We start from the raw sequence: 25,374 nt of genomic DNA on the forward strand, positions 1-25,374 counted from the left end.
AGAAATGCGTTAATATTGTGATTAACTTTTTTAACTTTATTTTTAATTTTTACAGCAATTACTTATATTTTAGTTTATGCAAAAAAATAAATGATTAAATGGATATAGAAAATTCATTTTAATTGCTTTATTTATAATTTCTATTTTTACAGTATTTATTTTTACTATGCTTTTATTATTTTTAGTAGTTTTATTTAAAACAAAATTTAATTTTATTATCACAATAGAGAAATTTAAATATTTTAACTTTAAAAATGAAAAGAATTTAATTATTTATTTGTTTGCTTTTTTAAGTCTAATTCATATAATATTTATTATTTCATTTGCTCATATTAAAGGAAAGGTTAGATCTAAGAGTTTAGTAAAAGAAGTATATAGTTTAAATGGTAAAATGTTGGCAAATACATATGAAGAGGCAAGAGAAAAACAATTTGTGAATGCAAATTTAAGTCTTAAAAAGAAATATATTGCCTATGATGTGTTTGGAAATGCAATTGAAAGTGGTAATTCTGAACAAGAAGCAATAAGAGAATTGCAAAATAATATTCTTTTATAATCAAAAATGGTTCATAAAAAAGAAGCTGAAAATTGAAATTGAAATATAAAAAAAACTTATAACTCTATTATAAGCGATGGAAGATATTTAGTATATAAAGTAAAAGATTCAAAAACAAATAATTATATTTATTATTCTTCTCAAGAAATGGCTTTAAAAGCAGCACTTTCAAATGCTAGAATAAATGGGGATGTAAATAAAATGTCTTTTAAAAAATATATGTATACATATACAGATTCTTTTACAAAAAAAGTATAGTGTTATTTTTTACAATGATGATATAGATTCAGCAATTCAAAAAATATTATTTGAAATAGAATCCAATAAAAAAGTTTTACATTAATTTTAAAAGGAGAATATTTTAAATATTCTCCTTTTAATTAACTAGAAATTTTATATAAATTATTATTAATATAATCTTTATTTAATAGAAATAAAAAATTCTATAATAATAAAATAAAAAGATTCTTTTAAATTATAATATAAAACTTTATAATATATTATTCTATAAATTTAATAATTTCTTTTATATCACCATTTTTATTTATTAATAAATTTCCAATGTCTATAGAAAATTTTAAATATCCCATAGCAAATGTAAGATATTTAAGTAAGTCATTTTTTTTCAAAGATATAGAATTTCTATTGAAATTAATAATATCATTATTTTTTTCATAAAGAGCTGAACTTGTTCCTGTAGTTTTTGTGTTATAAATTGTTACTAGACTATTTAAATTGAAATAATATTCTCTTTTTTCATAATATTCTTTATTAATAAAATGAGAGAAATTTAGTTTGTCCATTAAATCTTTTAGAGATTTTGATCTTTCTAAGTATCAACTTCCAGTTGAATTTCCACTCAATATCATATTTAAAACTGAAATACTGTATTTATCATTATTAGAAGTTGTTTCATTTTTAAAAATATTGACAAGTTCCTTATTTTTTAAATTAAATAAATAATTATCATTTGAATAAAAATCAGGGTATTTAAAGCTTGTATCTATTCCATAAAAGTCTTGAATATTTTTTACTATATTTTTTAATATTAATTCATTTAATAGATCTCAATTAATATCTGTTTGTTTTGAATTATATGAATAAGAACTTATAAGATTAAAGTCGGGTAGTTCATGAATATATGCATTTTCATTATCTCCAAATTTAATTGATAGTCCTGTTATTTTTAATTTAAAATTAGCAATTGAACTTTTATAACTATCAAGTTTTTTAATAGCATTTATTTCTTCGTTATTAAATTTCATTTCTTTAAAATAATTATCTTTAAGTTGATCTCATTCTTTTAATCATTCCTGTTTATTAGAAGAAGTTAAATAAATATTGTTTAATATTTGTTTGCTTTCTTGACTATTAATATCTTTTCTAAAAATTAATTCAAACATTTTTTTAGATTCTTCTTTTGAATTTGAAAAATTATTAAAATCCTTTGGATTTTTATTTTCAAAAGCTGTTAAGAAATTATTTTTAAAAGTTCCTTCCTTGTAGATACTTTTTTTATTAAAATTTATATTTAGATTTTGAAATTTTTTAAAATAATTTTTTTTAATAAAATTTATTAAACTTTGAGAATAGTTATTATTAGAATTTACATATTTTTTTATATTTTCACTATAATCTCCAAAACTTTCTCAATCTTGTTTACTATCTTTTATTTCACTTCAATTAAAATTTGAAAAATCTTTTACTTCATTAGATAGGAAAAAATTTTTTGCAATTTTTTCTTGTATTTCTTCTCCATCTTTTTTAAAAGCTTCACTATCTGTTGAAGTATATTTTAAAATATCTTTAAGTTCAAATTTTTCAAAAGAATATTTGCCTTTATATTTTATGTTTATTTTATATTCATTTATAAAATTTCCTATATAAACTCCTTCAGACAACTCTCCAGATTTTATTTCAAAATTATCATTATAAATAATTTCAACTCCATCAAAAAGTGAATCAATATCATCTAAAATAATTTTATATTTATTTATTTTTTTTAACTCATTTAATTTTTCTGCCAATATTTTTGAACTTAGGATTATATTTTCATCATGATCAATATCTTTTTTATCTTTTAAAGTTAATTCTTTTGCTTTATTTGAAAAAAGTTTTATGTTATCTTTTTTAATGAATAAATATTTTTTTTCATTTTCTTGTATACCAATAAGATTTTGATTAACTTCATTTTTCATATGCTCAATATAAATATTTGTAGCTTCTTCTTGAAAATCCTTTATTATTTCATTTAAATCCTCTTTTGGTTCTTCAGGCTTATTTTCTGATTTTGTGCCACATGCTATTACTGTTGTAGTTGATGTAGCAATTAAAGTTACTGTACCTAGTAAACTTAATAATTTTTTCATAATTTTCTCCTTTTTAATTAAACTTTGAAAGGGGATAAATAACTGAACAATTTTTGTTGAAAAACTCATAGTTATTTTATATAAAAAAAAAAAAAAATCAAGTTTGAGAAAAAATGAAAGAATAGAACCTTCCCCCATTTTAGGAGACACTTTTATATAATAATAGAAAGGAAAAAATATATGTCTAAAAAAGGACAAAAGTTTATAAAATGAACTCAAGAAGAAAAAGAAAAAATTATTGAATTAAGTTTGAATTGCTATTCTCTAAAAGAAATAGCATTAAAATTTAACTCAACTACTGGATCAATTGGAACAATAATTAACAAATATAAAAATGCAAAGATAAGTGAAGCAAAAACTCGCTTGCCTTATAAAATAGATTACAGCATATCTCAAAAGGCAAATGATTTGTTTATAGGAGTTCTATTCGACTATAATAAAGAATTAATTAAGGAGAATAATATTTTAAAAAAGCAATGAGCCTCCAAGGGCGAAACCAAAAAGAAATAATTCAGGAATTATTAATAAATACGAAATATAATCGAACAATAATTTGCAAAATTTTAAATATCAATAGAACATCAACATATAAAGAAAATAAAACTTTAATGAATTTCCTCAATGATACAAGAATTATGAATTTAGTGATTTCAGAAATTGAAAAAAATAATTTTCTTAGTGCTTATAGTGCTAAAAGATGATCTTTATATTTTAAATTGAATTATATTGACCCTTTTAGGATAAATCACAAAAAATTAGAACGTATATTTAAAAAATTTAATCATATTGCATATTATATTAAGAAACAAACTAAACATGAAATTAAAAAATATAAAGAAACTATTAGAAAAAATTATCTTAAAGAAGCAAAAGAAATGGGATTTTAAAACATTTGAACTAGTGACATAACTCAATTTTCAGTTAAAACAAAAAAGGTTATATTTGCACAGTTCAAGATAATTTAACTAGAGAAATAATAGGAAAATCTAAAAGAATAGATAATCAAAAAACAAATTTTGTGCTTGAAGCTGTAAAAATGGCATATAGAAATAAAAAATATTTAGGTCCAATATTATTACATTCAGATAATGGAAATCAATATACTTCTGAAAACTACATAAATTTATGTAATGATTTGCAAATCATTAGAAGTTATTCAAAACCAGGAACACCTCATCATAATGGCAAGCATGAAAGTTTTCATAGTCGTTTAAAAGATGAAACTATAAGAACATGTCATATTGAAAACATCAATCAATGCTTAAAAATAGCATGAGCATGATTAGATTTTTATAATAATGATAGAATTAGAATAAATAAAAAATGATAAAAAAAAAAAAAAACGTTCCCTCTATAGGGGGAACCTTCAAATATTTTTAAGAATATAAAAAAGAAAAATTTAGATTTTGCATAAAAAATTGCTTTTTTATTTATTTTATTAATATGAGTAGCTTTACTTTGTGAATTTAATATATTTTCTATTAAAATAATTAGAAAATAATATTTAGTTTTTACTAATGAAAATCATAAAAAAACCTTAATAGATAAAGTTTTTTGTTGTTTTTATAGATATAATTACTTTGAATAAATAAGAGAGGTTTTCAAAAAAATGAATAAAGATAACAAAAATTTAAATGCCTTAAGAATTTTGGGTATAGAAGCTGTTAACAAAGCTAATTCAGGACATCCAGGAATAGTTTTAGGAGCAAGTCCAATAGTTTATACATTATTTACTAAATTAATGAATTTAAACCCTAAAAATCCATCTTGATTTAATAGAGATAGATTTGTACTAAGTGCAGGTCATGGTAGTGCTTTACTTTATAGTGCTTTGCATTTATCAGGATTTGATCTTTCAATTGAAGAAATGCAAAAATTTAGACAATTAAACTCAAAAACTCCAGGACACCCAGAATTTGGTCACACACAAGGAGTTGAAGCAACAACAGGTCCATTAGGTCAAGGATTTGCAATGGGAGTTGGTATGGCACTTGCTGAAAGTCATTTAGCAAGTAAATATAACACTGATAAACATGAAGTTATAAACCACTTTACATATGTATTGTGTGGTGATGGTGATTTGCAAGAAGGAGTTTGTCAAGAGGCAATAAGTTTTGCTGGAAGATATAAACTTAATAAATTAATTGTTTTACACGATTCAAATGATATTCAACTTGATGCACGTGTTGAAGTAGCACAAAGTGAAGATATTCAAGCAAAATTCAAAGCAGCAGGGTGAAATACTTTAAAAATTGAAAATGGCGAAGATTTACAAGCAATTGAAAAAGCAATTGAAACTGCTCAAAAAAGTGAAAAACCAACATATATTGAAGTAAAAACTATTATTGGAATAGGTTCTACAAATCAAGGAACAACAAAAGTTCACGGAGCTCCATTAGGTTCAGATATAGCAACAGTTAAAAAATACTTTAATTGAAATGAACAAGACTTTACAATTCCAAAAGAAGTTTATGACTTTTGAAAAATCAATGTTTTAAATAGGGGAGTTGCTTTAAATGATCAATGAGATAAAATGTTTGCAGCTTATAAAAAAGAAAATCCTCAATTAGCAGAGCAACTTTTAAAATCAATTAATAAAGAATGAGATATTGATTTAAAAGAATTAGAAGCATTAAATAAAGGCACAGAACAAGCAACAAGAGTAAGTAGTGGAGAAGTATTTAACTTATTAAGTAAAAATATTCCTGGAATAATTGGGGGAAGTGCTGATTTATGTGAATCTACAAAAATTAAAGGTACTGATGGAAATTATGATTTTGACAATAAAAAAGGAAGAAATATAATGTATGGAGTTAGAGAATTTGCAATGAGTTCAATAAACAATGGTATTGCACTTCATGGTGGATTATTACCAATGGCATCAGGATTTTTTGTTTTTGCAGATTACTTAAAACCAGCTTTAAGGATGAGTTCAATTATGAATTTACAAACTCTAAGTGTATTTACTCATGATTCAATTGCTGTTGGAGAAGATGGACCAACTCATCAACCAATCGAGCAACTTGCGATGTTAAGAAGTATACCAAATATGAGCGTTTATAGACCTTGTGATATGTTAGAAACTATTGCAAGTTATTATAATGCTTTAAATAATAAAAATAATCCAAGTGTAATTGTAGCAACTCGTCAAAATTTAAAAGAATTAAATCACTCAAAAACTATTATTGATGATGTAAAAAAAGGAGCTTATATTTTAAGCAAAACTAATAAAGCAAATATTACTTTAATAGCATCAGGAAGTGAAACTTCACTTGCTTTAGAAGTTAAAAATGAGTTAGAAAAAAATAATCAAAAAGTAAATGTGGTTTCTATGCCGAATATGAATGAATTTTTAAAGCAATCTAAAGATTATCAAGATTCAATTATTGATAAAAATACAATTAGATTTTCAATAGAATTATTATCAACTTATGGATGACATAGATTTTTGGGAGATAGTGGAAAAGCATATGGAATTGATACTTTTGGCTATTCTGCTCCAGCACAAGATGTTATTAAAGAAATCAAATTTACAAGTAGTGAAATATCAAAAGACATTTTAAATCATTTAAAATAAAAAAATATGATATTATTAGTAATGAAATCATTAAAAGGAGAATATAAAATATGACAATTGTTTGATGAGGAGCTCTACTAATTGCATTAGGTGCAGCTGTTTTAGGGGGAGTTATTGGTTTTATAATAACAAGAAAAGTTATACAAAAGCAACTTAGAGAAAATCCACCAATTAATGAGAATCAAATAAGAGCTATGTATAGAAGTATGGGAAGAAAACCTACTGAAACTGATATTAAAAAAACAATGAATGCTGTTAAAAGAGGAAAATAATATTTTATTTTTGTAAAAACATTTTTATTTTTATAAAAATGTTTTTTTTTTTTTTTAAAAAAAAAAAAAAAACTATGATATATAATAACTTAGGAATTCAACAATAAAAAAAATTAAAAGAAAAGAATGAAATACAATATATAAATTATTAGGGCGGTGGTCAAAAATGATACAAGTATTTACTTGTAGAGAGTTTAAAAAGGTTAATGCCTTTTTATTACATAATGAGAATAAAAAAGCTATATTATTTGATACAGGATATTTAGTTTATAAAGATATAATAAAATTTGTAGAAGAAAATAATATCAAAATTACAGATATTTTTATCACACATGGACATTTTGCTCATTTCTATGGAGTAAATGAAATATGCAAAAGCCAAGATAACCCAAATGTATTTATAGGAAAAGATGATTTATTAAATCTTTTTGATTGTGTTAAAAATACTAGTTATTTTTTTGAAGGTGTAGGAGAATATATCTTGCAACCTATTAAAAATTTAAAAGTTATATCAAAAGATACTAAAATAGAAGTAAATGGATATAATTTAGAAATATATGGAAAGAAAATACATACTGATGGATCAATGATAGTTTCAATTCCAGAAAAAAAGTTTATTTTTGTAGGAGATTTTATTTTTAAAGATGAAAGTTATTTAATGGAAGATTTAATGAATATAGATCATAAGTTAGAAAAAAATGCAAAAGATATATTTAAATGATTTATTAATAGTTTTGACAAAAATTTTTCGGTTTTTCCAGGTCATTATGAATATGGTTTTAAAATTAGAGATATTTTAGAAAAAGAAGAAGGTAAATTATTAATAAAATTCATTAATAAAGTTAATTAAATTATTAATAATAAAGTACAGCAAAAGCTGTATTTTTTTAACTTATACTCTATTTATAATAAAAACTTAATAAAATTGTTTACTAATTTCCAAAAAATTTTTATTAAAATATAAATTTTTTTTATATACTATAAATAAGGTTAGATACCTTAAAGGAAAGGAAATCAAAAAATGAATGATTGATTTATGAATTTTGGAACGGAATTAATTGGAACAATGATTTTAATTTTACTTGGTAACGGAGTAGTTGCCAATGTTTTTTTAAAAAATACAAAAGGAAATAATGGAGGGTTCTTATCTATAACAATTGGATGAGCAGTTGCAGTAATTTTAGGAGCAACTATTTCTTCTGCAATGGGGGGGAAAGCTCATTTAAATCCAGCTGTAACATTAGCAATGCTTTCAAATGGATGAGAAAAAAATGTTGGAAGTTTTGGTCTACTACCATTATTTTTTGTTGGTCAAATAATAGGAGCTATTTTAGCACAAGTTATATTAGACATTTTTTATATCAAACATATAACACACACAATTTCAGAAAAGCAACCAGAAAACGTTTTGGCAATGCACAGTACTGGACCAACATATAGAAATATAATTTTAAACTTTTTTTCAGAATTTATTGGTACAGTAGTTTTAGTATTGGCAATATTTGCAACAATAAATTGATTTAAATTTTATAATTTTATGGGACCAATATTTGTTGGAATAACAGTTTTAGGAATTGGTTTAGCATTAGGTGGAACTACTGGTTATGCAATTAATCCAGTAAGAGATTTAATACCAAGAGTTGTTTATCAATTTTTACCAGTTAAAAATAAAGTTAAAGCTGATTGACAGTATTCATGAATACCAGTTGTAGCACCATTATTTGCAGGTGTAATTGTAGGACTATTATTTTTAATTTAATAAAATAGAAAATGAGTAAACTAAAGAAAAAAAAGAGGAAATTAAATGAGTAATCAAAAATATGATATTTGTATAATTGGTGCAGGTATTATAGGAGCATCAATTGCAAGAGAGTTATCAAAATATAATTTAAATATTTTAGTTTTAGAATCAAATGTTTCATATGGTTTAGAAACAACAACAGGAAATTCTGGTGTTATTCATGGTGGATTTGATCCTACTCCTGGAAAACTAAATGCCAAATTAAATCAAAGAGGTAAAAAACTTTACAAAGAAAAATGATTTAAAGAATTGGATTTTAGATATTTACCAATAAATTCATTAGTTATTGCATTCAATGAAGAAGAAGAAAAACATTTAGAAATTTTATATGAAAATGGCTTTATAAATGGCTTAGAAAAAGATGAAATTAAATTAATTGAAAAAGATGAAATATTAAAATTACAACCAAATATTAGCAATAAAGTAAGAAAAGCACTTTTGTGTAACAGTTCAATTGCAATTGATGCAGTTGAATTAACTGGAGTTTTATTAAAAAACGCAAAAAGAAATTCATGTGAAATTAAGTTTAATCAAAAAGTTATAAATATTCAAAATCAAAATGATGAATTTATTGTTGAAACAAATAATAATAAATATAATTCAAAAATGATTATTAATTGTGCAGGTCATTTTGCAGATGTAATAAGTAAAATGGCAGGATATGATGAATATAAATTAGATACAAGAAGAGGAGAATATATTGTTCTAAAAAAATCAAAAGACAATTATGTAGACAATATTGTATTTTTAGTGCCAACAATTTGAGGTAAAGGTGTTATTGTAGCACCTACTATAGATGGAAATATTCTTATTGGTCCTACTTCACAAGAAGGTGTAGGAAAAGATGAAACAAGTCTAATTACTGATGAAAAAGAAAAATTAATTATGGATATAGGTAAAAAAATTATGCCAGGACTTGATTATTCAAAAATGACAAAAAGATTTTCAGGATCAAGACCAATTTATAAAAAAACAAATGATTTTTATATTGAATTTGCTAAAAATAATAAAAACTTTTTAAATGTAGCTGGAATGAAATCACCTGCAATAGCTGCAGCACCAGCTATTGCAGAATATGTAATAGAAAAAGTAAAAGAAGTAATGACTTTGAAAGAAAAAGAAAATTGAATTTCAAAAGAGGAAAATATATTATTGAAAAATTAGAAAAGGTGAAATAATTATGGAAAAATATATTGTAACTTTAGATGAAGGTACAACAAGTGCTAGAACATTAGTTGTAAATAAAAAAGGTGAAATAGTTGTTTCAAATCAAAAAGAATTTAGTCAATATTATCCTGAAGAAGGATGAGTTGAACAAGATGCTATTGAAATTTGAAATACTCAAAGAACAACTTTACTTAAAGCTTTAAACTCAAAAGAAATTTTACCAGAACAAGTTGCAGCTATAGGAATTACAAATCAAAGAGAGACAGTTATAATTTGAGATAAAAATACAGGAAATCCAATTTATAATGCAATTGTTTGACAAGATAGAAGAACAGATGATTATTGTATTGAACTTGCAAAAAAATATAAAGAAAAAATTCAAAAGAAAACAGGATTAATTATTGATGCTTATTTTTCTGCAAGTAAAATTAAATGAATCTTAGATAATGTAAAAGGATCAAAAGAAAAAGCACAAAAAGGGGAATTATATTTTGGTAATGTTAACACATGATTAATTTGAAGACTAAGTGGGGGTAAAGTATTTTGTACAGATCATACAAATGCATCTAGAACAATGCTTTACAATATTTCATCTCATAATTGAGATGAAGAACTTTTAGAAATATTTGATATTCCTAAAAGTTTATTGCCAGAAATTAAAAGTAATAGTGAAATTTATGGATATACTTTTGCAGAATTGCTTTCAAAAAATTCTCAATATAAAATTCCAATAGCAAGTTCGATTGGAGATCAACAATCTGCTTTATTTGGACAAATGTGCTTAGAAAAAGGAGATATTAAAACTACTTTTGGAACTGGTGCTTTTATACTTATGAATACTGGAGAAGAAAAAGTAGAGAGTAAAAATGGACTTTTAACAGTAATTGGATATTCAATTAATAATAAATTTGTTTATGGTTTAGAAGGTTCAATAATGATGGCAGGAGCGACTCTTCAATGATTAAGAGATGATTTGAGAATGATTTATCAAACTCCGTTAAGTGAATACTATTCAAAATCTGTTAAAGATTCAAGACAAGTATATTTTGTTCCAAGTTTTTCTGGGTTAGGTTCACCATATTGAGATCCTTACTCAAGAGGTGGTATATTTGGACTTGATAGGGGAGTTAGAAAAGAGCATATTATTAAAGCTGCACTTGACTCTATTGCCTATCAATCAAATGATGTTTTTGATGTAATGCAAAAAGATTCAAAAATAGATATTAAAACTATAAAACTTGATGGAGGAGCAAGTAAAAACAATTACTTAATTCAGTTTCAAGCAAATATTTCAAAAAGAGAAATAATAAGACCTAAAAATGTTGAAACTACAGCAATGGGAGCTGCATATTTAGCAGGACTTGCTGTAGGATATTGAAAAAATATAGAAGAAATTAAAGAAAATTGAAAAGTTGATGTTAAAGTAAAACCACAAAAAGATATGTCAAAAGAATTAAAAGGTTGAAAAGAAGCAGTTAAAAGAACAAGAAATTGATTAAAAGATATTGCTTAATAAAAAGAACGATTTTTCTACAAATGAAAATTTGGTTTTAAAAATTTATTAATTAAAAATAATTATATTTATATGATTACTTATTATTGAAAGGAAAAAAAATATGAAAAAATTAATTAGTATTATATTAACAGTATTATTAGGAATATCAGGTATAAGTTCAGTAACGTTAGCAAATCAGCATAAAAAAACTATGGAAAAAAATCATTAAATACTAATACTAATATCAATTGAAATCAAATTGAAAATAGTTTATCAAAAATATTTTATGAAGCATTTTCTTATTCTGATAAAACAATTGAAATGATAGAAAAATCTTATCAAGAATCAATGAATTATTTTTATACTTTTAAAAAAAATAACTTATCATTTGAGCAAATAAATGCAAGTTTATTAGAGATAACAAAAAAATATGAGAATAAATATCAAAATGAAATAGAAACTTTACAAAAAAAAGATAAAAAAATAATGTTTGAATATTCAATTGGTGATATTTTAATTGTTTCTAATGTTGGAAATAATCGAAATAATCGAAATTACAAAGAGGCAAAAAGATTATTATCTGGTTTTGAAAAAAGTCTTTCAATTGCGCAGAATACTCTTTTAACATTAACAGTGGTTGCAGGAATAGCTGCAGCTGGATTTTTTTGAATTAGTATTCCATGAGCAATTGCAGCAGCAGCAATAGGATTTTATAGAAATAAAAATAATCTAAATTCAAGTGCTTTAAAAGCAGCTTCCTGAGCACTTGATATTAGAACTATTGCTTCAGCTTTTAAAGAAATTGTTTATCCTATATTAATTGTTTCACAAACAACAGTTTCATCTTCATCATGAGCTGTCCCAGCAGCGTTTGCTACAATTGGATTATTTGCAACAATATTTTCTTGAGTAAGTGATCTATCATTATTTTAATTAATAAAAATATTGCTTAATAAAATAAATTAAAAAATTCTCTTTTAAAAGAGAATTTTTTAATTTAAATTTATTTTTTTTGTTTTTGATCTTTATTTTTAAAAGTCATTTTTTTAATAAAATAGGGTTCAGTTCCTTTAATTAAACGTTCAATATTTTGTCAATGTCTTTCCAATAATATCAACATAGAAAAGGTTGTTACTAAATTAATTATTAAAAAACTATCAAATTGATTACCTTGATTTAAAGTGTGCAATTGGTTATATCAAACAGCTGTAAACTCATTATTACTATAAATTTGAGCAAAAGCACTTCCATCAATATCAAAAGTATTTAACCCTGACATTTGAGGAATTCACATTAAAATTGCTGTTAATAAAGAAGCAATAATTGATCCAATACTTACTTTTCTTGAAATTAATACCAATATTATTCAAGTTCCAAACATAACAATTCCAGCTATTCAATTAATTGTAAATATTAAACCCATAAAACAACTAACTGCTTTTCCACCTTTAAATTTGTAATAAATTGGTCAACAGTGACCAATTAGAGCAAATAATCCTGGAATAATTAAAATTACATTTTTAAAAATATTTGCGTGAATTTGACTTATTGATAATGCTATAAAAACTGCAAGTAAGATTTTAAAAGCATCAAGAAACATGATAACGATTCCTCATTTTTTACCAATAATTCTACTTGCATTGGTTGCACCAGCATTTTTGCTTCCTTCTTCTCTAACATCTTTATTAGTTTTTAATTTAACTATTGTTATTGAAAAAGAGTAACTTCCTATTAAATAACTAATAACAGATACAATAAAAGTACCTGCAATTATTTCTCAAACCATATGATTAATACTCCTTTTAAAAAATTAAATACATATTTTATCTTACTATAAAGATATGGCAATATGCAAGAAAATAGGTTAAAATAACTAAATAGCAAATTTAAGCAATGTAATAGTTATAGGAGTTTTTTTAGAATATGAAATTAAATGAAAAAATAAATTTAAACAAAATTATTTTTAATTTGTATAAAAAAGATTTAAATGGATTAATAAATAATAAACATTTTAATCTTAATGATGAACAAAAAAACGAATTAATAATTTTAGGACAAACAAATGAATGTAAAATTTTATTTGAAGGAATAAATAATTTCTTTGAAAAGAATATAAACAATGATCCTTTAGAATTAAGTTTAATGTTAACTTTAATATTGCAAAGATATAATTACTTTTATAAAACTGAATTGCAATGAAAAGAATATTGTAAAAATTTTGAAAATATTGAACAAAAAAATCCAGGAGAATTTTTTTTAATTTATATAAGTAAATTTTTTGATGATCAAATAGATTTGTATAATAATAGCTATTTAGAAATAGTTGAAGAATTTAATATTGAAAAATGAAATAAAAATTTTTCATCTGATATTAATAAACTTTTAAAAAATATAAGTAATTCAAGCAATTTTCAAGATAAATTACAAAATTGTGAAAAAATGATTTTATTCTTACAAGATACAAAAAATATTTATTCGAGTTTAGAATCAGTTGGTGTTGAAAATGAAAAACAACAATTTTTAGCTCATACAAATGAACTAAAAATAATTTATCAATCTTTAAATCATTTAATAAATGAAATTTTAAAAGAGATTATTGTTGTTTAAAAAAGAGGTAAATAGATATGTTTGAAAAATATGAAAATATGAATAAACAAGATATAGAAAAAAATCTTGAAGAAATAGAAAAACAATATAAACAACTTTTAGAAGAAGAGAAAAAAATCGATAAAAAAGTAAGAAAAAATTTATGAATTTGATTTCTTTTTCCATTACTAGGATTACTTTTTTATCAAATTCATTTAAAGAAAAGAAAAGAAAATGATAAAAATTATTATGTAATTAAAAATAAGAAAAAAGATATAATTTATGTTGAATTAGAAATTCAATTTTTACAATCAAAATTAGAAAAAATGTAAATAATAAGCGATTATTTCCCAAAATGCAAGATTTAACTAATAAATATTGCATTTTTTTCTTTTTTATTAAAAAAATATCAATTGGAGTCTTTAAAAGGAGAATCAATTCTAAGAATTTTAATTGCTATAAATTTTTTATTGGTTATGCTAAAATTAATAAAATGAAAACAATATGAAAAAAAAGATATTTTATTTAAATTAAAATTTAGAATATACTTATGAATATGTTTTTTACAATCAAGGTATTGGTTCTTGTTCTCATGAAAAAATAGCAAATGATGAAAGAGATAATAAATTTAAATGTACAAATTGCTTTATGATATTTTCTTTTATTAATCAAAAACAATTGAATAAATTTAGTAGTAGAATTTTAAAAGAATATAATTTTGAAAAAACAGAAATTGAGCTAAAAAGAAGAATTAAAGGAAAAAAAATGGTAAATCAATATGACAAATAGAACATTAGCTTTTTTTTATAATAATTTAACTATGATTATGATAAATCTTGAAGATTCAATAGGATTAATAGCAAATTTTGAAAATTGAAGTGAAAATGAAGATAGACAAGTTGAAAAATTAAAAAAAATAGCAAAAGAAAGTAAACTTAAATCAACTTTATTTATTATTACAAACAAAGAAATGAATTATGGATTATGAAATTCAAACAATATTATTCAAAAAGCAGATGAAAAAGAAATAGATTATGTAATTTTTTATTGTGCTAATCCAATGATAAAACAAATAACTGATTTTGATTTATATAATAATATTGAAGATTTTTTAAGTGTAAGAAAAATGATAATTTCAAAAGATTATATTGATTCAAATGATTCAAGATTTACAACAAACTTTATTCAACAAAATTGAAAAGAAAATGCAATTATAATAGAAACAACAGTAACTAAGGATCTTGAAACTAATTTAAATTTATTAAAAGAAAGTAAATTTAAAAAATTTGAAGAACTTAATAAATTAAAATATCAATTTGATGCAAGAGTTAGTGAAGGAAAAAAATTAGGAAGAACTATAGGATTTCCAACAATTAATTTAATTACAGAAGAAAAAATAGCTTTATCATATGGTGTTTATGCATGTAATGTTTATATTGATCACTTAAAAGAAAATTTTTTAGGAGCAGGTTGTTATTGAAAAAACGAATTAAACCAAGATGTTTTTGAGATTTTTTTAATTGATTTTGATAAGGAAATTTATGGTTGAAAAGTTAGTGTTTCACCAATTGAAAAATTAAGAGAGAATATTAAAGTTAATAATTTAGAAGAACTTAAAGAATTATTAACAAAGGATGTAAAAGCAACTTTAAAATTTAAAAAATAATTTAAAATAAAGTTAACAAAAATTAACTTTATTTTTTTATGCTAAAATACAATTGAAACGAAAAGAGAAAGATAATATGGAAAAACCAAAATTTTATTTAGGAAGTCATGTAGGAATGAATTCTGTAAATGATTATTTAATAGGAAGTGCCAAAGAAACAATTAATAATGGTGCAAATACTTTAATGTTTTTTACAGGAGCTCCTCAAAATACAAGAAGAACTGAAACAAGCAAATTAAATATTGATGAATTTAAAACACTTTTAATTGACAATAATATTGATATTAATAAAGTAATTTGTCATGGACCTTACACAATTAATTTAGCAAATACAGTAAAACCTGAAACTTTTGAACTTGGTGTAAGACTCTTAGAAGAAGAATTGTTAAGATTAGAAAAAATAGGAGTTTATACTGTTGTATTACACCCTGGTGCTGCAGTTGGTGCTCCAAGAGATTTAGCTTTAGAAAGTGTTGCAAAAGGGTTAAATATGGTTTATAAAAAATTGCCAAATACACCAGTAAGAGTTGCTTTAGAAATAATGTCTGGAAAAGGAACTGAAATTTGCATAACTTTTGAAGAAATAAAAAAAGTTTTAGATTTAGTTGAAGCAAAAGATAAAGTAGGAGTTTGTTTTGATACATGTCATATGCATGATGCAGGCTATGATATTAAAAATAACTTTGATAAGGTTGTTCAACAATTTGATCAAATTATAGGTTTAGATAAATTAATGGCAATTCACTTAAATGATAGTAAAAATCCAATAGCAAATCACAAAGATAGACATGAAAATATAGGCTATGGATATATTGGATTTGATACTTTAGCAAATATAGTTCACAATCCTTTATTTAAAGAAATACCAATTGTATTAGAAACACCTTGAATTAATAAAAAAATAAGTCCTTATAAAGTTGAAATTGAAATGATTAAAAATAAGAAATTTACAAATCCATTTAATAATAAGGATTTAAAATAGAAAAATGAAAAAAGTATTTAAACCTCTTAAAGTGAGTAGGCATATTTATGCCTATTTTTTCATTATATATTTTAAAATTTTCTTGATTTAAATTGAATTATTCTATTCAATATATTTCTTTAAAAGAATAAAATAAACACTATTATCTTAAAAAACATTTTTGAATAAGAAATTGCTACTTACATTAATATATTATTAATGTAAAATAATAAAGAATTAAGGTGAAAAAATGAAAAAAATGCTTACAATTTTAACTGGACTATCAATTATTGTTACTCCAGCTAATCATATAGTGAGTTGTAATATAGCAACAGACAATACATATAAAAATCCATCAGATATAGCTAAATTTTGAAATTTTAAATATTTTAATACAATAAGTGTAGGATATACTTCTAAACAAAAAGCTAAATATTTTGCAGAAAAACAAAAGAATTTTGAAACAAATTTAAAAGAACTTATAGCTAATAATTTTAAAAATCAAGAAGAGGTAAATAAACTTCTTGGAATAGGGCGAGATGAATCAAATGATAATATAACATTTAAATATTATTCAGCTCCTAAAGTTCCTATTTCTAGTTTAGAAGATTATTTAGAAACTGAGTTTAAAGATGTACAAGAACCAAAAACAGTTGAAATTTACTTTACATATAAATTTTCAGCATTAGATGAAGATAAAAATTATTTAAAATTAAAAGTAACAAATGTACCAAAAATGCAAAAAGAAGTATTTTCAAACATTTTATTTTCATTTAAATTTAAAAATACTAATTACATAGATATTGGAAATTCTTTTATTGCAAATTTAAAATCAATAGCAAAAGCACAAAGTAATGGTAAAATTACTGCTGAGTTATTGAAGGATAATAAAAAATATGTGTCACTGTTCATTAGAGGGATATTATCTTCTATTGAAAAAACAACAAGTATTAAACTTTTTGATGATTTACAGTATATAGATAATGAAAATCTTCATAATAAAAAAGAAGAGTGAATAAGACTAACTCCAGAAAAGCAATTATTAAGATTATTATTTATAAAAAATAGTGATTCTATAGAAGATTTTATATTTTTTATAAATGAATTATGTGATAGCAATAGTTCTTCTGCATTTAGTAATTGATTAGGTTTACCTTCAAAAGAAGATACAAAAAAAAAAGGAATTTTAATTCCTTTAGTAAAGTTTCAAATTAACAATTAGTAGATCTTTAAAAACTAAATAAAATAGAATAGGTAATAAAAAAATGATTCAAACAATAAGTCAATTAAAAAACAGAAGAAAAAAAGTTATTCAAATTTTATATCGCTTTTTTTTATTAAATGAAAACATCGATAAAATAAAGCAAGAACTATTAGATGGCTTTCAATTAGAAACAGTTGATGAAGAATTAATTGACTATATTTTTGAAATATTGAATAATACTTTAGAATACAAGAAAATGATATCGAATTTACTTCCTGAATTATGAAATTGAAATAGGTTACCAAAAATAATTCAATCTATTTTAGTAAATGGTGTTTTTGAAATAAAAAAAGAAATAACACCAAAAGCAATAATTATTAATGAAAGTATAGAATTAACAAGAGAATATTTACCAAGTTTTGAAACTTCATTTATTAATGGTTTACTAGATAATATTTAATAGAAAATTTAGAGGATTAAAAAATGAGTACAGATATTTTTGTAAGTTATAAAGAAGATTTAAAAAATTATCTCAAATCTTTAAGAAATGATATAAAACTTCTAATTTATAAAGAATTTAAAAATTATATTTTTAATACTAAATTAAATTCTCACAATGAATTTGAAAAAAGTTTCTTTACAAAAGCTTTTTGTGAACTTGCAACATACTGTTATTTAGAAAATTATAATTCTAATTTAATTAGTAATTATTCTAAAATATCTAAAGAAAATTTTTTAAAAATGAAATTTGAAAATGTTGTCATAGTAAGTCCATATAAATTATCAAAAGAAGATAATCAATTAAATAATTTTATAAAAATTTTAACAGATACTTTGAAAGTAAATGTTTGAATAAGAAATCTTAATTGATATAATAATGAACATTTTTTACAAGAAGTTAAATTAACTAAAAAACTAAAAGAATATAAAGAAGAGCTTTTTAAAATTATAAAAAATTATAATAAGGAATTATTTGATTTAGTTTCAAATAATAAATTTAGTTCAACAAAATTAAATTTTAAAGAAGACTGAAATTTTTTCTTAGAAAAAAAAGTTTCATATAGTTTAGAAAAATTTATTTTTACACCGATTAATTATGATAAAGATAACTATAAGAAAAAAATTAATAAGTTATCTGAATTAGTGACAGAAAATACATTATTTATTTTTGTAAATAATGTTAAAGTAAACTCAAAATATAAAACTACTTTATTAAATGATATAAAATTATTTTCAGAAATAATTAATTATAATAATCCAATTTTTACAATTGAAAATAATAGTAATTTTTTTAGTTTATTAAATATTTTATCATTTGGCAATTTTAAAACTTTTAATGATATTTCAAATTTTTTTATTAAAATATCTAAAAAAAATAAACCTAAAAAATTAAAAATAGAAAATTCAAAAAATTCAGATCCATTAAATTGATACTGAAATAAAATTTTAGAAAATGAAGATAATGCAGAAAATTCAAAAAAAATTTTAAACGAAAATAAACCTAGTACAAAAATAAAAAATAAAGATATAGAAAAATCTGTTTTACTTAGTGAGAATAAGAAATGAAAAAAAGATAAAATATTTAAAGAAATAGATTTAGAGAAGACTGTTACATTTAACGAACATTCAAATTTAAATCAAATATTAAAAGAACATGAATCTGATGAGTTTAATAATAATATTGATGATCTTCTTTTAGAAGTTACTCAAGAAAATATGATATTAAGTTTTGAGTTATCTAAAAAAGTTAATAAAGAATTTAGTAATTTTATAAAATTATTTGAAAAAGAAATAAATAATATTGAATTAACAACTAAACATTATAATAAAGATAAATATCTTAATTTTAAAAAAATAATTAATCAAAAAAATATAAAGGAAATTTTTGAATTTTTAACTAATAAAAATGATAATTTGTTTGCTAAGTTTAAAAGTAAAAAAATGACAAAGCAAAATATAATGAATTATTATACATTGTATATAAAAGTAAAAAGTTGTCTTTCTGAAATGAAATTTTTAAAATTAAAATAATTAAAATAAAGGAGGTAAATAATATGAGTGAAATGATTTTTAAAATAGCTGATTTTGCAGATATACTAAAAAATTATGTAGAAGAATCAAATACTTTAAAAAATATTAATGTAAAAGGTGAAATTGCAAATTTAACTCATAATAAAAGTGGTCATATTTATTTTTCTCTTAAAGATAGTCAAGCAAAAATTGATTGTGCTATTTGAAAAACAAATGCTAATAAGTTTATAAATTTAAATATTAAAGAGGGAACTGAAGTAATAGCAAAAGGATCAATATCATATTATAAACCAACAGGTAAATTAACTTTTACAATTTATGATATTAGAGTTGATGGAATTGGTGAGTTAGCAATTATTTATGATAGGCGTTTCAAAGAACTACAAGAGCAAGGTTGATTTTTAGATGAGTTTAAAAAACCTATTCCAAAATTTCCAACAAATATTGGAATTGTAACTGCAACAACAGGAGATGCAGTGAGAGATTTAATAACAACTATTAAAAGAAGATACTCATCAGTTAATATATTTTTGTTTCCTTCATTAGTTCAAGGAGAAGAAGCATCAAAAGATATTGCAAAAAAAATAAAACAAGCTAATAATTTTGAAATTAAAATTGATACATTAATTGTAGGGCGTGGTGGTGGAAGTTATGAAGATCTTTGATCTTTTAATGAAATGGAAGTTCTTCAAGCTATTAAAGATAGTAGAATACCAATAATAAGTGGTGTAGGGCATGAACCAGATATAACACTTACAGATTATGTTGCTGATTTTAGAGCATCAACACCAACTGCAGCGGGAGAAAAAGCAACTCCAGATACTGAAAATGTTTTACAAGCTTTAAATACTAAAATTCAGGAATTTTCAAAAGTTTTAAATAATAAAATTGAAAAGTTACATATAGAAATTAATAACTTATCTTATACATTGAGAAATTTTATTCAAAATAAATTTGTATACTTAAATAATAATTTTAAAAATATTTCAAATTTATTTACTTCATTAATTAGTAATAAAATAATTATTATGAATAATAATTTTAAAAATAGTATTCAAAACTGAAAAATAAATTTAAATAATAAATTAAATAAAAATTTAGAGAATTTAAAAAACTATGAAGAGAAAATTAATTTGCAAAATCCATATTTACCTTTGTCTAAGGGCTACTCAATTTTGAAACAGAATAATCAAATAATTAGATCTAAAAAAAATATAATAAAAAATAAATCAATTACAGCTATCTTAAATGATGGAGAAGTTAAATTTAAATTAGAAGAGGAAAATTAAAAATATGAATAGAAAAAACTTTAATGACTTATTAAATGAAGTAAAAAATATATCTGATAAATTAAATGATTCAAATACTTCAATGGAAGAATCAATTGAATTATTTAAAAAAGGAACAGAATTAATTAAAGAGGCAAAAGAAAAATTAACAAATCTTGAAGGAGAAGTAAAAAAAGTTTTAGATAATAATGAAACTACAAATTTTTAATATAATAAAAATGTAAAGTTAATAATAATTAAAAAGCACCTTCAACAATAGATTTTTTAATAATTTAATCTATTACTTGTAGACTTTTGAATGTATAGAAAAAAAGAAATGATATATATCATGTTCATTTACTGTATTGTTTGTAGGAATATGAATATTTTTTCTAAGTTTTCTAATAAAAGAACAAAAAAACTCAGAAAAACTGAATAAAAAAAAAATAGTAATAAACCTAAATTAATTGGGTTTTTTATTCTCAATATTGTAAAATATAAATGGTGAAATAAATGAAATTATCACAAATAACTAATTTTAAAGAACTATATAATATAAAAGATAATGAAAATTTAACAGAATTAGCACAAGATATTAGAAAATTTTTAAATGACTTTGTAAATAAGAATAACGGTCATATAGGAAGTAATCTTGGAGTAACTGAATTAACATTATCTATTTTTTCATATTTTGATTTAGATAAAACTATAGTTTTATTTGATACAGGTCACCAATCACACGTATATAAACTTTTAATTCATGGGGTTAATAAATTTAATACAATAAAGCAATTTAAATGTTTAAGCAATTTTCAGGAAATAAAAGAATCAGATTATGATTGAATAAGTACAGGACACAGTTCAACTGCGCTAGCTTATCAGTTTGGTTATTCACTTGTAAGCGATAAGGAAAATATAATTTCAATAATAGGAGATGCTGCTTTTTTTGGATCGTATACTTTACCAGGTTTAATTAATTTAAGAAATTCAAATAAAAAAACTATAACAATATTAAATGATAATAATGAAGCAATTGGTGTTAATTCATTAAAAATTAAAGATATAAAAATGTATGTTGAATCATTAGATATTAAATATATTAAATGTGATAATGGTCATAATTTTGAAAAATTATTTAAATCTTTTGATAAAGCTAAAAAAGTAAAAAATCATGTTTTTATTCATTGTATTACTAAAAAAGCATTAGGTTATAATGGAGAAAAACAATTATTTTCAAATCATTCAGTTGAAAGTGAAATAAATAATAGTTATTCTAAAATAATAGCTTTAGAAGTTGAAAAGAAATTTACACAAAATGATTATTTAATTTGTCCTGCAATGCTAAATTCATCTAATTTATTAAATTTAAAAAACAAATTTAATAAAAATGTAATTGATGTAGGAATAAATGAAGAATTTAGTATTTTAGTAGCAAGTGCAATTTCAAATTGTAATAAAAAAACTTTTGTTTCAATATATTCAACGTTTTTTCAAAGAGTTTTTGATCAATTAGTTCATGATGTTTTTAGAAATAACTTAGCTATTACTTTTCTTATTGATAGGGGAGGTTTAAATTTTAGTGGGGGAGTAAGTCATCATGGAATTTATGATATTTCTCTTATAAATAACTTCTCAAATGCTATTATTTGCCAACCTTACAGTATAAATGATGTAAAAGTTTTATTTGAACATGCATATCTTAATAAAGATAAACAATTCTTTTTAAGATATGAAAATTTAGAAGCTGTAAATGATAATTTAACTTCAAAATTTAAAATTGGAGAATGACAAGAATTAATTTTTAATGAAAATAATAAAATAACTTTGATAAGTTATGGAAAAGTTTTAAAAGATTTTTTTGATTATATTAAAAAAAATAATTTAGAAATAAATTTAATTAATGCAAGATATATAAATCCTATTGATAAGGAAATGTTAATAAAACATTCAAAAAATAGAATTTATGTATATGAACAAGTTATTGATAAAAATAATTTATTAACAAATATTAAAAGTAAGTTTAATAATTTAAATATTTCTGGATTTGCTTTTAATAAAATAAATATTGAACATGGAAATAAAGATTTAATTTTAAAAGATTTAGATATGGATGTTAAAGATATTATAAATAAGATAGTTGAGGTATAGAAAATGAAAGATGTATTAGATAAAAATTATTTTATAAATAAACTTTCTAAAGATAAAGAAATTAGTGATTTAATTTCTAAACAATCTGATAAGCAAAATATTAGTTTTTTTGAAAACTTAAAAAAAATAAAAGACATATTACATTTAAAAAATCAAACAGATAAAAAAATTTTAAATGAATATGAAAAGTTGATTACAATTCCAACAGGTTCAGAAGATACTTTGATTGAAGAACTTAATAAGTTTAATAAAGAAATGTATAATAATTTACCAGAGCATTATATTATTAATTATGATAATAATGTTAATATTAAAAATAGTTCAGAAAACATAAAAAAAGATTATAAAAAAAATATTTTAAATCTTTCAAATCCTTTTATACAAGATTCATCAATTGAATTTGATGAACAAGAAATTAAAGAATTAGATCCTTATATAGAAAAAACAATTAATAATTTTGAAGAATTATTTAACAATAATTCAAAGTCAAATGATAATAATGATTATATTAATAATCTTTTAAATGACAATGATAACTCTTTTGATGTAGTTAAAAGCAGTGAACAAATTTATGTTAAATCAATTGAAGATAAAGAAAAAATGATTTCAAATATTAAAAGTAATTTAGTAAACGGAAATTATGGAAAACTAAATTTAACAAAACCATTATCGCTTTCAATAACAAGATATATGAAAAAAATAGATTCACTTAAAAAAGGTATTATTAAAAGTTATGGAGGAGAATTATTTAAAAAAATTAGTAACTGAGTTCATGAAGAAGAAGCAATGTTTGAAAATATGGATAGAGTACAAAAAATTGATAAACTATCAAAACAAAAAAATAAATTACTAAATAAAAAATAATAAAATAAAGCTTAAGGAGATTTTTTATGAAGCAAAGACTTGATCAAATATTATTAGAGCAAAAGTTAACAGATAATAGAAATAAAGCAAGAAGTCTTATAATAGATGGAAAAGTTTTAGTAAACAATGACAAAATTACTAAACCTGGAACATTATTTGATCAAAAAAAAATAAACATAAAATTATTAAAACAAGAAAATGAATTTGTAAGCAGATCTGGAAAAAAACTTTTTAAAGCTATTAACTTTTGAAATATAAATTTAGAAGATAAAGTTTGTTTAGATATTGGTGCATCAACTGGAGGTTTTACTGATTGTTGTTTACAACATAAAGCAAAATTTGTTTATGCAGTTGATGTTGGAACTAATCAACTTGATTGAAAAATTAGAAATAATATTAAAGTAAAATCAATGGAAAAAACAAACTTTAGAAATGTTACTAAAGATTTTTTTGATAGAAAAATTGATTTTTTTTGTTGTGATGTAAGTTTTATTTCAATAGAAAAAATATTAATTCCTTTAAAAGAGATTATAAATGAAAATGTTTTGGGAATAATTTTAATTAAGCCACAGTTTGAATCTGATAAAGAAGATATTAAAAATGGAAAAATAAATTCTAAAGAAGGACATATAAAATCTATAAACAGAGTTATAAATTACTGTAATAAATATAATTTTTCAATAATTGATATTAATTGATCACCAATTCTTGGAAATAAAAAGAAAAATATTGAATACATTTGTTTTATAAAAAAAACAAATCAAATTAAAAATGAATTTAATTCGAATGAAATTCCAAATCTTGTAAATAATTGTTGAAAGTTTTTTGAGAATAACTATGAAAAATAAAAAAGTTATTTCTCTTTTAGACATGGATGCTTTTTTTGCAGGTTGTCATATAGCAGAAGATTCAACTTTAATAAATGAGAATCTTGTAGTAGCTTCTCCCAATAGAAGAGCTATAGTTACAACAGCTAGTTATAATGCAAGAAAATTTGGAATTAGAGCAGGCACTTCTGTTTTTAAAGCAAAAGAATTATGTCCTAATCTTTATATTGCAAATTCAGATTTTAGTTTATATATAAAGTATTCAGAAAAAGTATTTGATATTATTTATAATAATTTTACAAAAGAATTTGAAGTAGCTTCAATTGATGAATGCTATATTGATATGACAAAAGTTTGAAAAAAATATGGATCAGTTAAAAAAACTGCAAAAGCATTGATTGATATGATTTACAATGAAACAGGTCTTTGAGCTTCAATTGGAATAAGTACAAATAAATTTCTAGCAAAAACTTGTGTAGATTTTAATAAACCAAAAGGTATTTAAATTTTATTATAAGAGGAAATTGAAAAAAAACTTTGACCAATGAATATTAAGAAAATGTTTATGATTGGTCCTGCAAC

28 protein-coding genes are annotated in these 25,374 nt (G+C 21.9%); 26 read left to right on the top strand and 2 right to left on the bottom strand.

Going from position 1 to position 25,374, the window contains the following annotated elements:
- Positions 1-76 precede the first annotated feature (76 nt).
- Positions 77-556 carry a hypothetical protein gene (locus AACK92_RS03145; RefSeq protein ID WP_339020169.1) on the top strand — a complete coding sequence of 160 codons (480 nt, stop codon included), beginning with the start codon at positions 77-79 and terminating at the stop codon, positions 554-556.
- 6 nt (positions 557-562) lie between these two features.
- Positions 563-814 carry a hypothetical protein gene (locus AACK92_RS03150; protein ID WP_339020170.1) on the top strand — a complete coding sequence of 84 codons (252 nt, stop codon included), beginning with the start codon at positions 563-565 and terminating at the stop codon, positions 812-814.
- A 242-nt stretch (positions 815-1,056) separates the two neighbouring features.
- Here AACK92_RS03150 and AACK92_RS03155 read toward each other — a convergent pair whose 3' ends face one another.
- Positions 1,057-2,925: a lipoprotein gene (locus AACK92_RS03155; RefSeq protein ID WP_339020171.1), complete on the bottom strand. Its 1,869-nt coding sequence runs from the start codon at positions 2,923-2,925 to the stop codon at positions 1,057-1,059.
- A gap of 180 nt (positions 2,926-3,105) precedes the next feature.
- On the opposite strand from AACK92_RS03155, the gene AACK92_RS03160 reads away from it, so the two are divergent.
- From AACK92_RS03160 to AACK92_RS03205, 10 genes are all read left to right on the top strand, one after another.
- Positions 3,106-3,435 (top strand): hypothetical protein, encoded by a 330-nt coding sequence (locus AACK92_RS03160; RefSeq protein ID WP_339020172.1) that lies wholly within the window; start codon positions 3,106-3,108, stop codon positions 3,433-3,435.
- The gene (locus tag AACK92_RS03165) at positions 3,402-3,812 is read left to right on the top strand and encodes a hypothetical protein (protein WP_339020173.1); all 411 of its coding nucleotides are present in this window, start codon (positions 3,402-3,404) and stop codon (positions 3,810-3,812) included. The genes AACK92_RS03160 and AACK92_RS03165 overlap by 34 nt, the downstream gene beginning before the upstream one ends.
- Positions 3,813-3,865: 53 nt before the next feature.
- A complete protein-coding gene (locus AACK92_RS03170; protein ID WP_339021757.1) occupies positions 3,866-4,255 on the top strand; it encodes a DDE-type integrase/transposase/recombinase in 390 nt (129 codons plus the stop codon).
- A 279-nt stretch (positions 4,256-4,534) separates the two neighbouring features.
- Positions 4,535-6,502 carry a transketolase gene (gene tkt / locus AACK92_RS03175; protein ID WP_339020174.1) on the top strand — a complete coding sequence of 656 codons (1,968 nt, stop codon included), beginning with the start codon at positions 4,535-4,537 and terminating at the stop codon, positions 6,500-6,502.
- Positions 6,503-6,552: 50 nt separating this feature from the next.
- Positions 6,553-6,774: a YneF family protein gene (locus tag AACK92_RS03180; RefSeq protein WP_339020175.1), complete on the top strand. Its 222-nt coding sequence runs from the start codon at positions 6,553-6,555 to the stop codon at positions 6,772-6,774.
- A 166-nt stretch (positions 6,775-6,940) separates the two neighbouring features.
- Positions 6,941-7,624, top strand: coding sequence for an MBL fold metallo-hydrolase (locus AACK92_RS03185; protein ID WP_339020176.1), 684 nt, complete (start codon positions 6,941-6,943; stop codon positions 7,622-7,624).
- A gap of 171 nt (positions 7,625-7,795) precedes the next feature.
- Positions 7,796-8,533, top strand: a complete 738-nt coding sequence (locus AACK92_RS03190; protein WP_339020177.1) for an MIP/aquaporin family protein — start codon at positions 7,796-7,798, stop codon at positions 8,531-8,533.
- Positions 8,534-8,578: 45 nt separating this feature from the next.
- Positions 8,579-9,739, top strand: a complete 1,161-nt coding sequence (gene glpO, locus AACK92_RS03195; RefSeq protein WP_339020178.1) for a type 2 glycerol-3-phosphate oxidase — start codon at positions 8,579-8,581, stop codon at positions 9,737-9,739.
- Between the two features lie 16 nt (positions 9,740-9,755).
- Positions 9,756-11,255 carry a glycerol kinase GlpK gene (gene glpK / locus AACK92_RS03200; protein ID WP_339020179.1) on the top strand — a complete coding sequence of 500 codons (1,500 nt, stop codon included), beginning with the start codon at positions 9,756-9,758 and terminating at the stop codon, positions 11,253-11,255.
- A gap of 303 nt (positions 11,256-11,558) precedes the next feature.
- Positions 11,559-12,170: a hypothetical protein gene (locus tag AACK92_RS03205; protein WP_339020180.1), complete on the top strand. Its 612-nt coding sequence runs from the start codon at positions 11,559-11,561 to the stop codon at positions 12,168-12,170.
- Between the two features lie 70 nt (positions 12,171-12,240).
- Here the strand turns inward: AACK92_RS03205 and plsY are convergent, their stop codons facing one another.
- A complete protein-coding gene (plsY, locus tag AACK92_RS03210) occupies positions 12,241-13,023 on the bottom strand; it encodes a glycerol-3-phosphate 1-O-acyltransferase PlsY (protein WP_339020181.1) in 783 nt (260 codons plus the stop codon).
- A gap of 137 nt (positions 13,024-13,160) precedes the next feature.
- Here plsY and AACK92_RS03215 point away from each other — a divergent pair, with 137 nt between their 5' ends.
- From AACK92_RS03215 to AACK92_RS03280, 14 genes are all read left to right on the top strand, one after another.
- Entirely contained in the window at positions 13,161-13,844 is a 684-nt protein-coding gene (locus tag AACK92_RS03215; RefSeq protein ID WP_339020182.1) for a hypothetical protein, read from the top strand.
- A 17-nt stretch (positions 13,845-13,861) separates the two neighbouring features.
- Complete coding sequence (locus tag AACK92_RS03220) at positions 13,862-14,155, top strand: hypothetical protein (RefSeq protein ID WP_339020183.1); 294 nt, start codon at positions 13,862-13,864, stop codon at positions 14,153-14,155.
- Between the two features lie 316 nt (positions 14,156-14,471).
- Positions 14,472-14,612, top strand: a complete 141-nt coding sequence (locus tag AACK92_RS03225) for a hypothetical protein (protein WP_339020184.1) — start codon at positions 14,472-14,474, stop codon at positions 14,610-14,612.
- Positions 14,602-15,489, top strand: coding sequence for a riboflavin kinase (locus tag AACK92_RS03230; RefSeq protein WP_339020185.1), 888 nt, complete (start codon positions 14,602-14,604; stop codon positions 15,487-15,489). Before AACK92_RS03225 ends, AACK92_RS03230 begins: the two co-directional genes overlap by 11 nt.
- A gap of 76 nt (positions 15,490-15,565) precedes the next feature.
- The gene (locus tag AACK92_RS03235; protein WP_339020186.1) at positions 15,566-16,471 is read left to right on the top strand and encodes a deoxyribonuclease IV; all 906 of its coding nucleotides are present in this window, start codon (positions 15,566-15,568) and stop codon (positions 16,469-16,471) included.
- Between the two features lie 229 nt (positions 16,472-16,700).
- The gene (locus tag AACK92_RS03240; protein ID WP_339020187.1) at positions 16,701-17,672 is read left to right on the top strand and encodes a lipoprotein; all 972 of its coding nucleotides are present in this window, start codon (positions 16,701-16,703) and stop codon (positions 17,670-17,672) included.
- A 43-nt stretch (positions 17,673-17,715) separates the two neighbouring features.
- Entirely contained in the window at positions 17,716-18,114 is a 399-nt protein-coding gene (locus tag AACK92_RS03245; protein WP_339020188.1) for a transcription antitermination protein NusB, read from the top strand.
- A gap of 23 nt (positions 18,115-18,137) precedes the next feature.
- Complete coding sequence (locus AACK92_RS03250) at positions 18,138-19,685, top strand: hypothetical protein (protein WP_339020189.1); 1,548 nt, start codon at positions 18,138-18,140, stop codon at positions 19,683-19,685.
- 23 nt (positions 19,686-19,708) lie between these two features.
- Positions 19,709-20,974 carry an exodeoxyribonuclease VII large subunit gene (gene xseA / locus AACK92_RS03255; RefSeq protein ID WP_339020190.1) on the top strand — a complete coding sequence of 422 codons (1,266 nt, stop codon included), beginning with the start codon at positions 19,709-19,711 and terminating at the stop codon, positions 20,972-20,974.
- Positions 20,975-20,978: 4 nt separating this feature from the next.
- Positions 20,979-21,182, top strand: coding sequence for an exodeoxyribonuclease VII small subunit (gene xseB / locus AACK92_RS03260; protein WP_339020191.1), 204 nt, complete (start codon positions 20,979-20,981; stop codon positions 21,180-21,182).
- A 284-nt stretch (positions 21,183-21,466) separates the two neighbouring features.
- On the top strand, positions 21,467-23,101 hold the full coding sequence (locus AACK92_RS03265; protein WP_339020192.1) for a 1-deoxy-D-xylulose-5-phosphate synthase N-terminal domain-containing protein: 1,635 nt from the start codon (positions 21,467-21,469) through the stop codon (positions 23,099-23,101).
- 3 nt (positions 23,102-23,104) lie between these two features.
- The gene (locus tag AACK92_RS03270; RefSeq protein WP_339020193.1) at positions 23,105-23,965 is read left to right on the top strand and encodes a hypothetical protein; all 861 of its coding nucleotides are present in this window, start codon (positions 23,105-23,107) and stop codon (positions 23,963-23,965) included.
- A 26-nt stretch (positions 23,966-23,991) separates the two neighbouring features.
- The gene (locus tag AACK92_RS03275; RefSeq protein WP_339020194.1) at positions 23,992-24,813 is read left to right on the top strand and encodes a TlyA family RNA methyltransferase; all 822 of its coding nucleotides are present in this window, start codon (positions 23,992-23,994) and stop codon (positions 24,811-24,813) included.
- Positions 24,803-25,297, top strand: coding sequence for a hypothetical protein (locus AACK92_RS03280; protein ID WP_339020195.1), 495 nt, complete (start codon positions 24,803-24,805; stop codon positions 25,295-25,297). The genes AACK92_RS03275 and AACK92_RS03280 overlap by 11 nt, the downstream gene beginning before the upstream one ends.
- The last annotated feature ends 77 nt before the right edge of the window (positions 25,298-25,374 follow it).

It is taken from the genome of Spiroplasma endosymbiont of Atherix ibis (genome assembly GCF_964020005.1).
Lineage (GTDB): Bacteria > Bacillota_I > Bacilli_A > Mycoplasmatales > Mycoplasmataceae > Spiroplasma_A.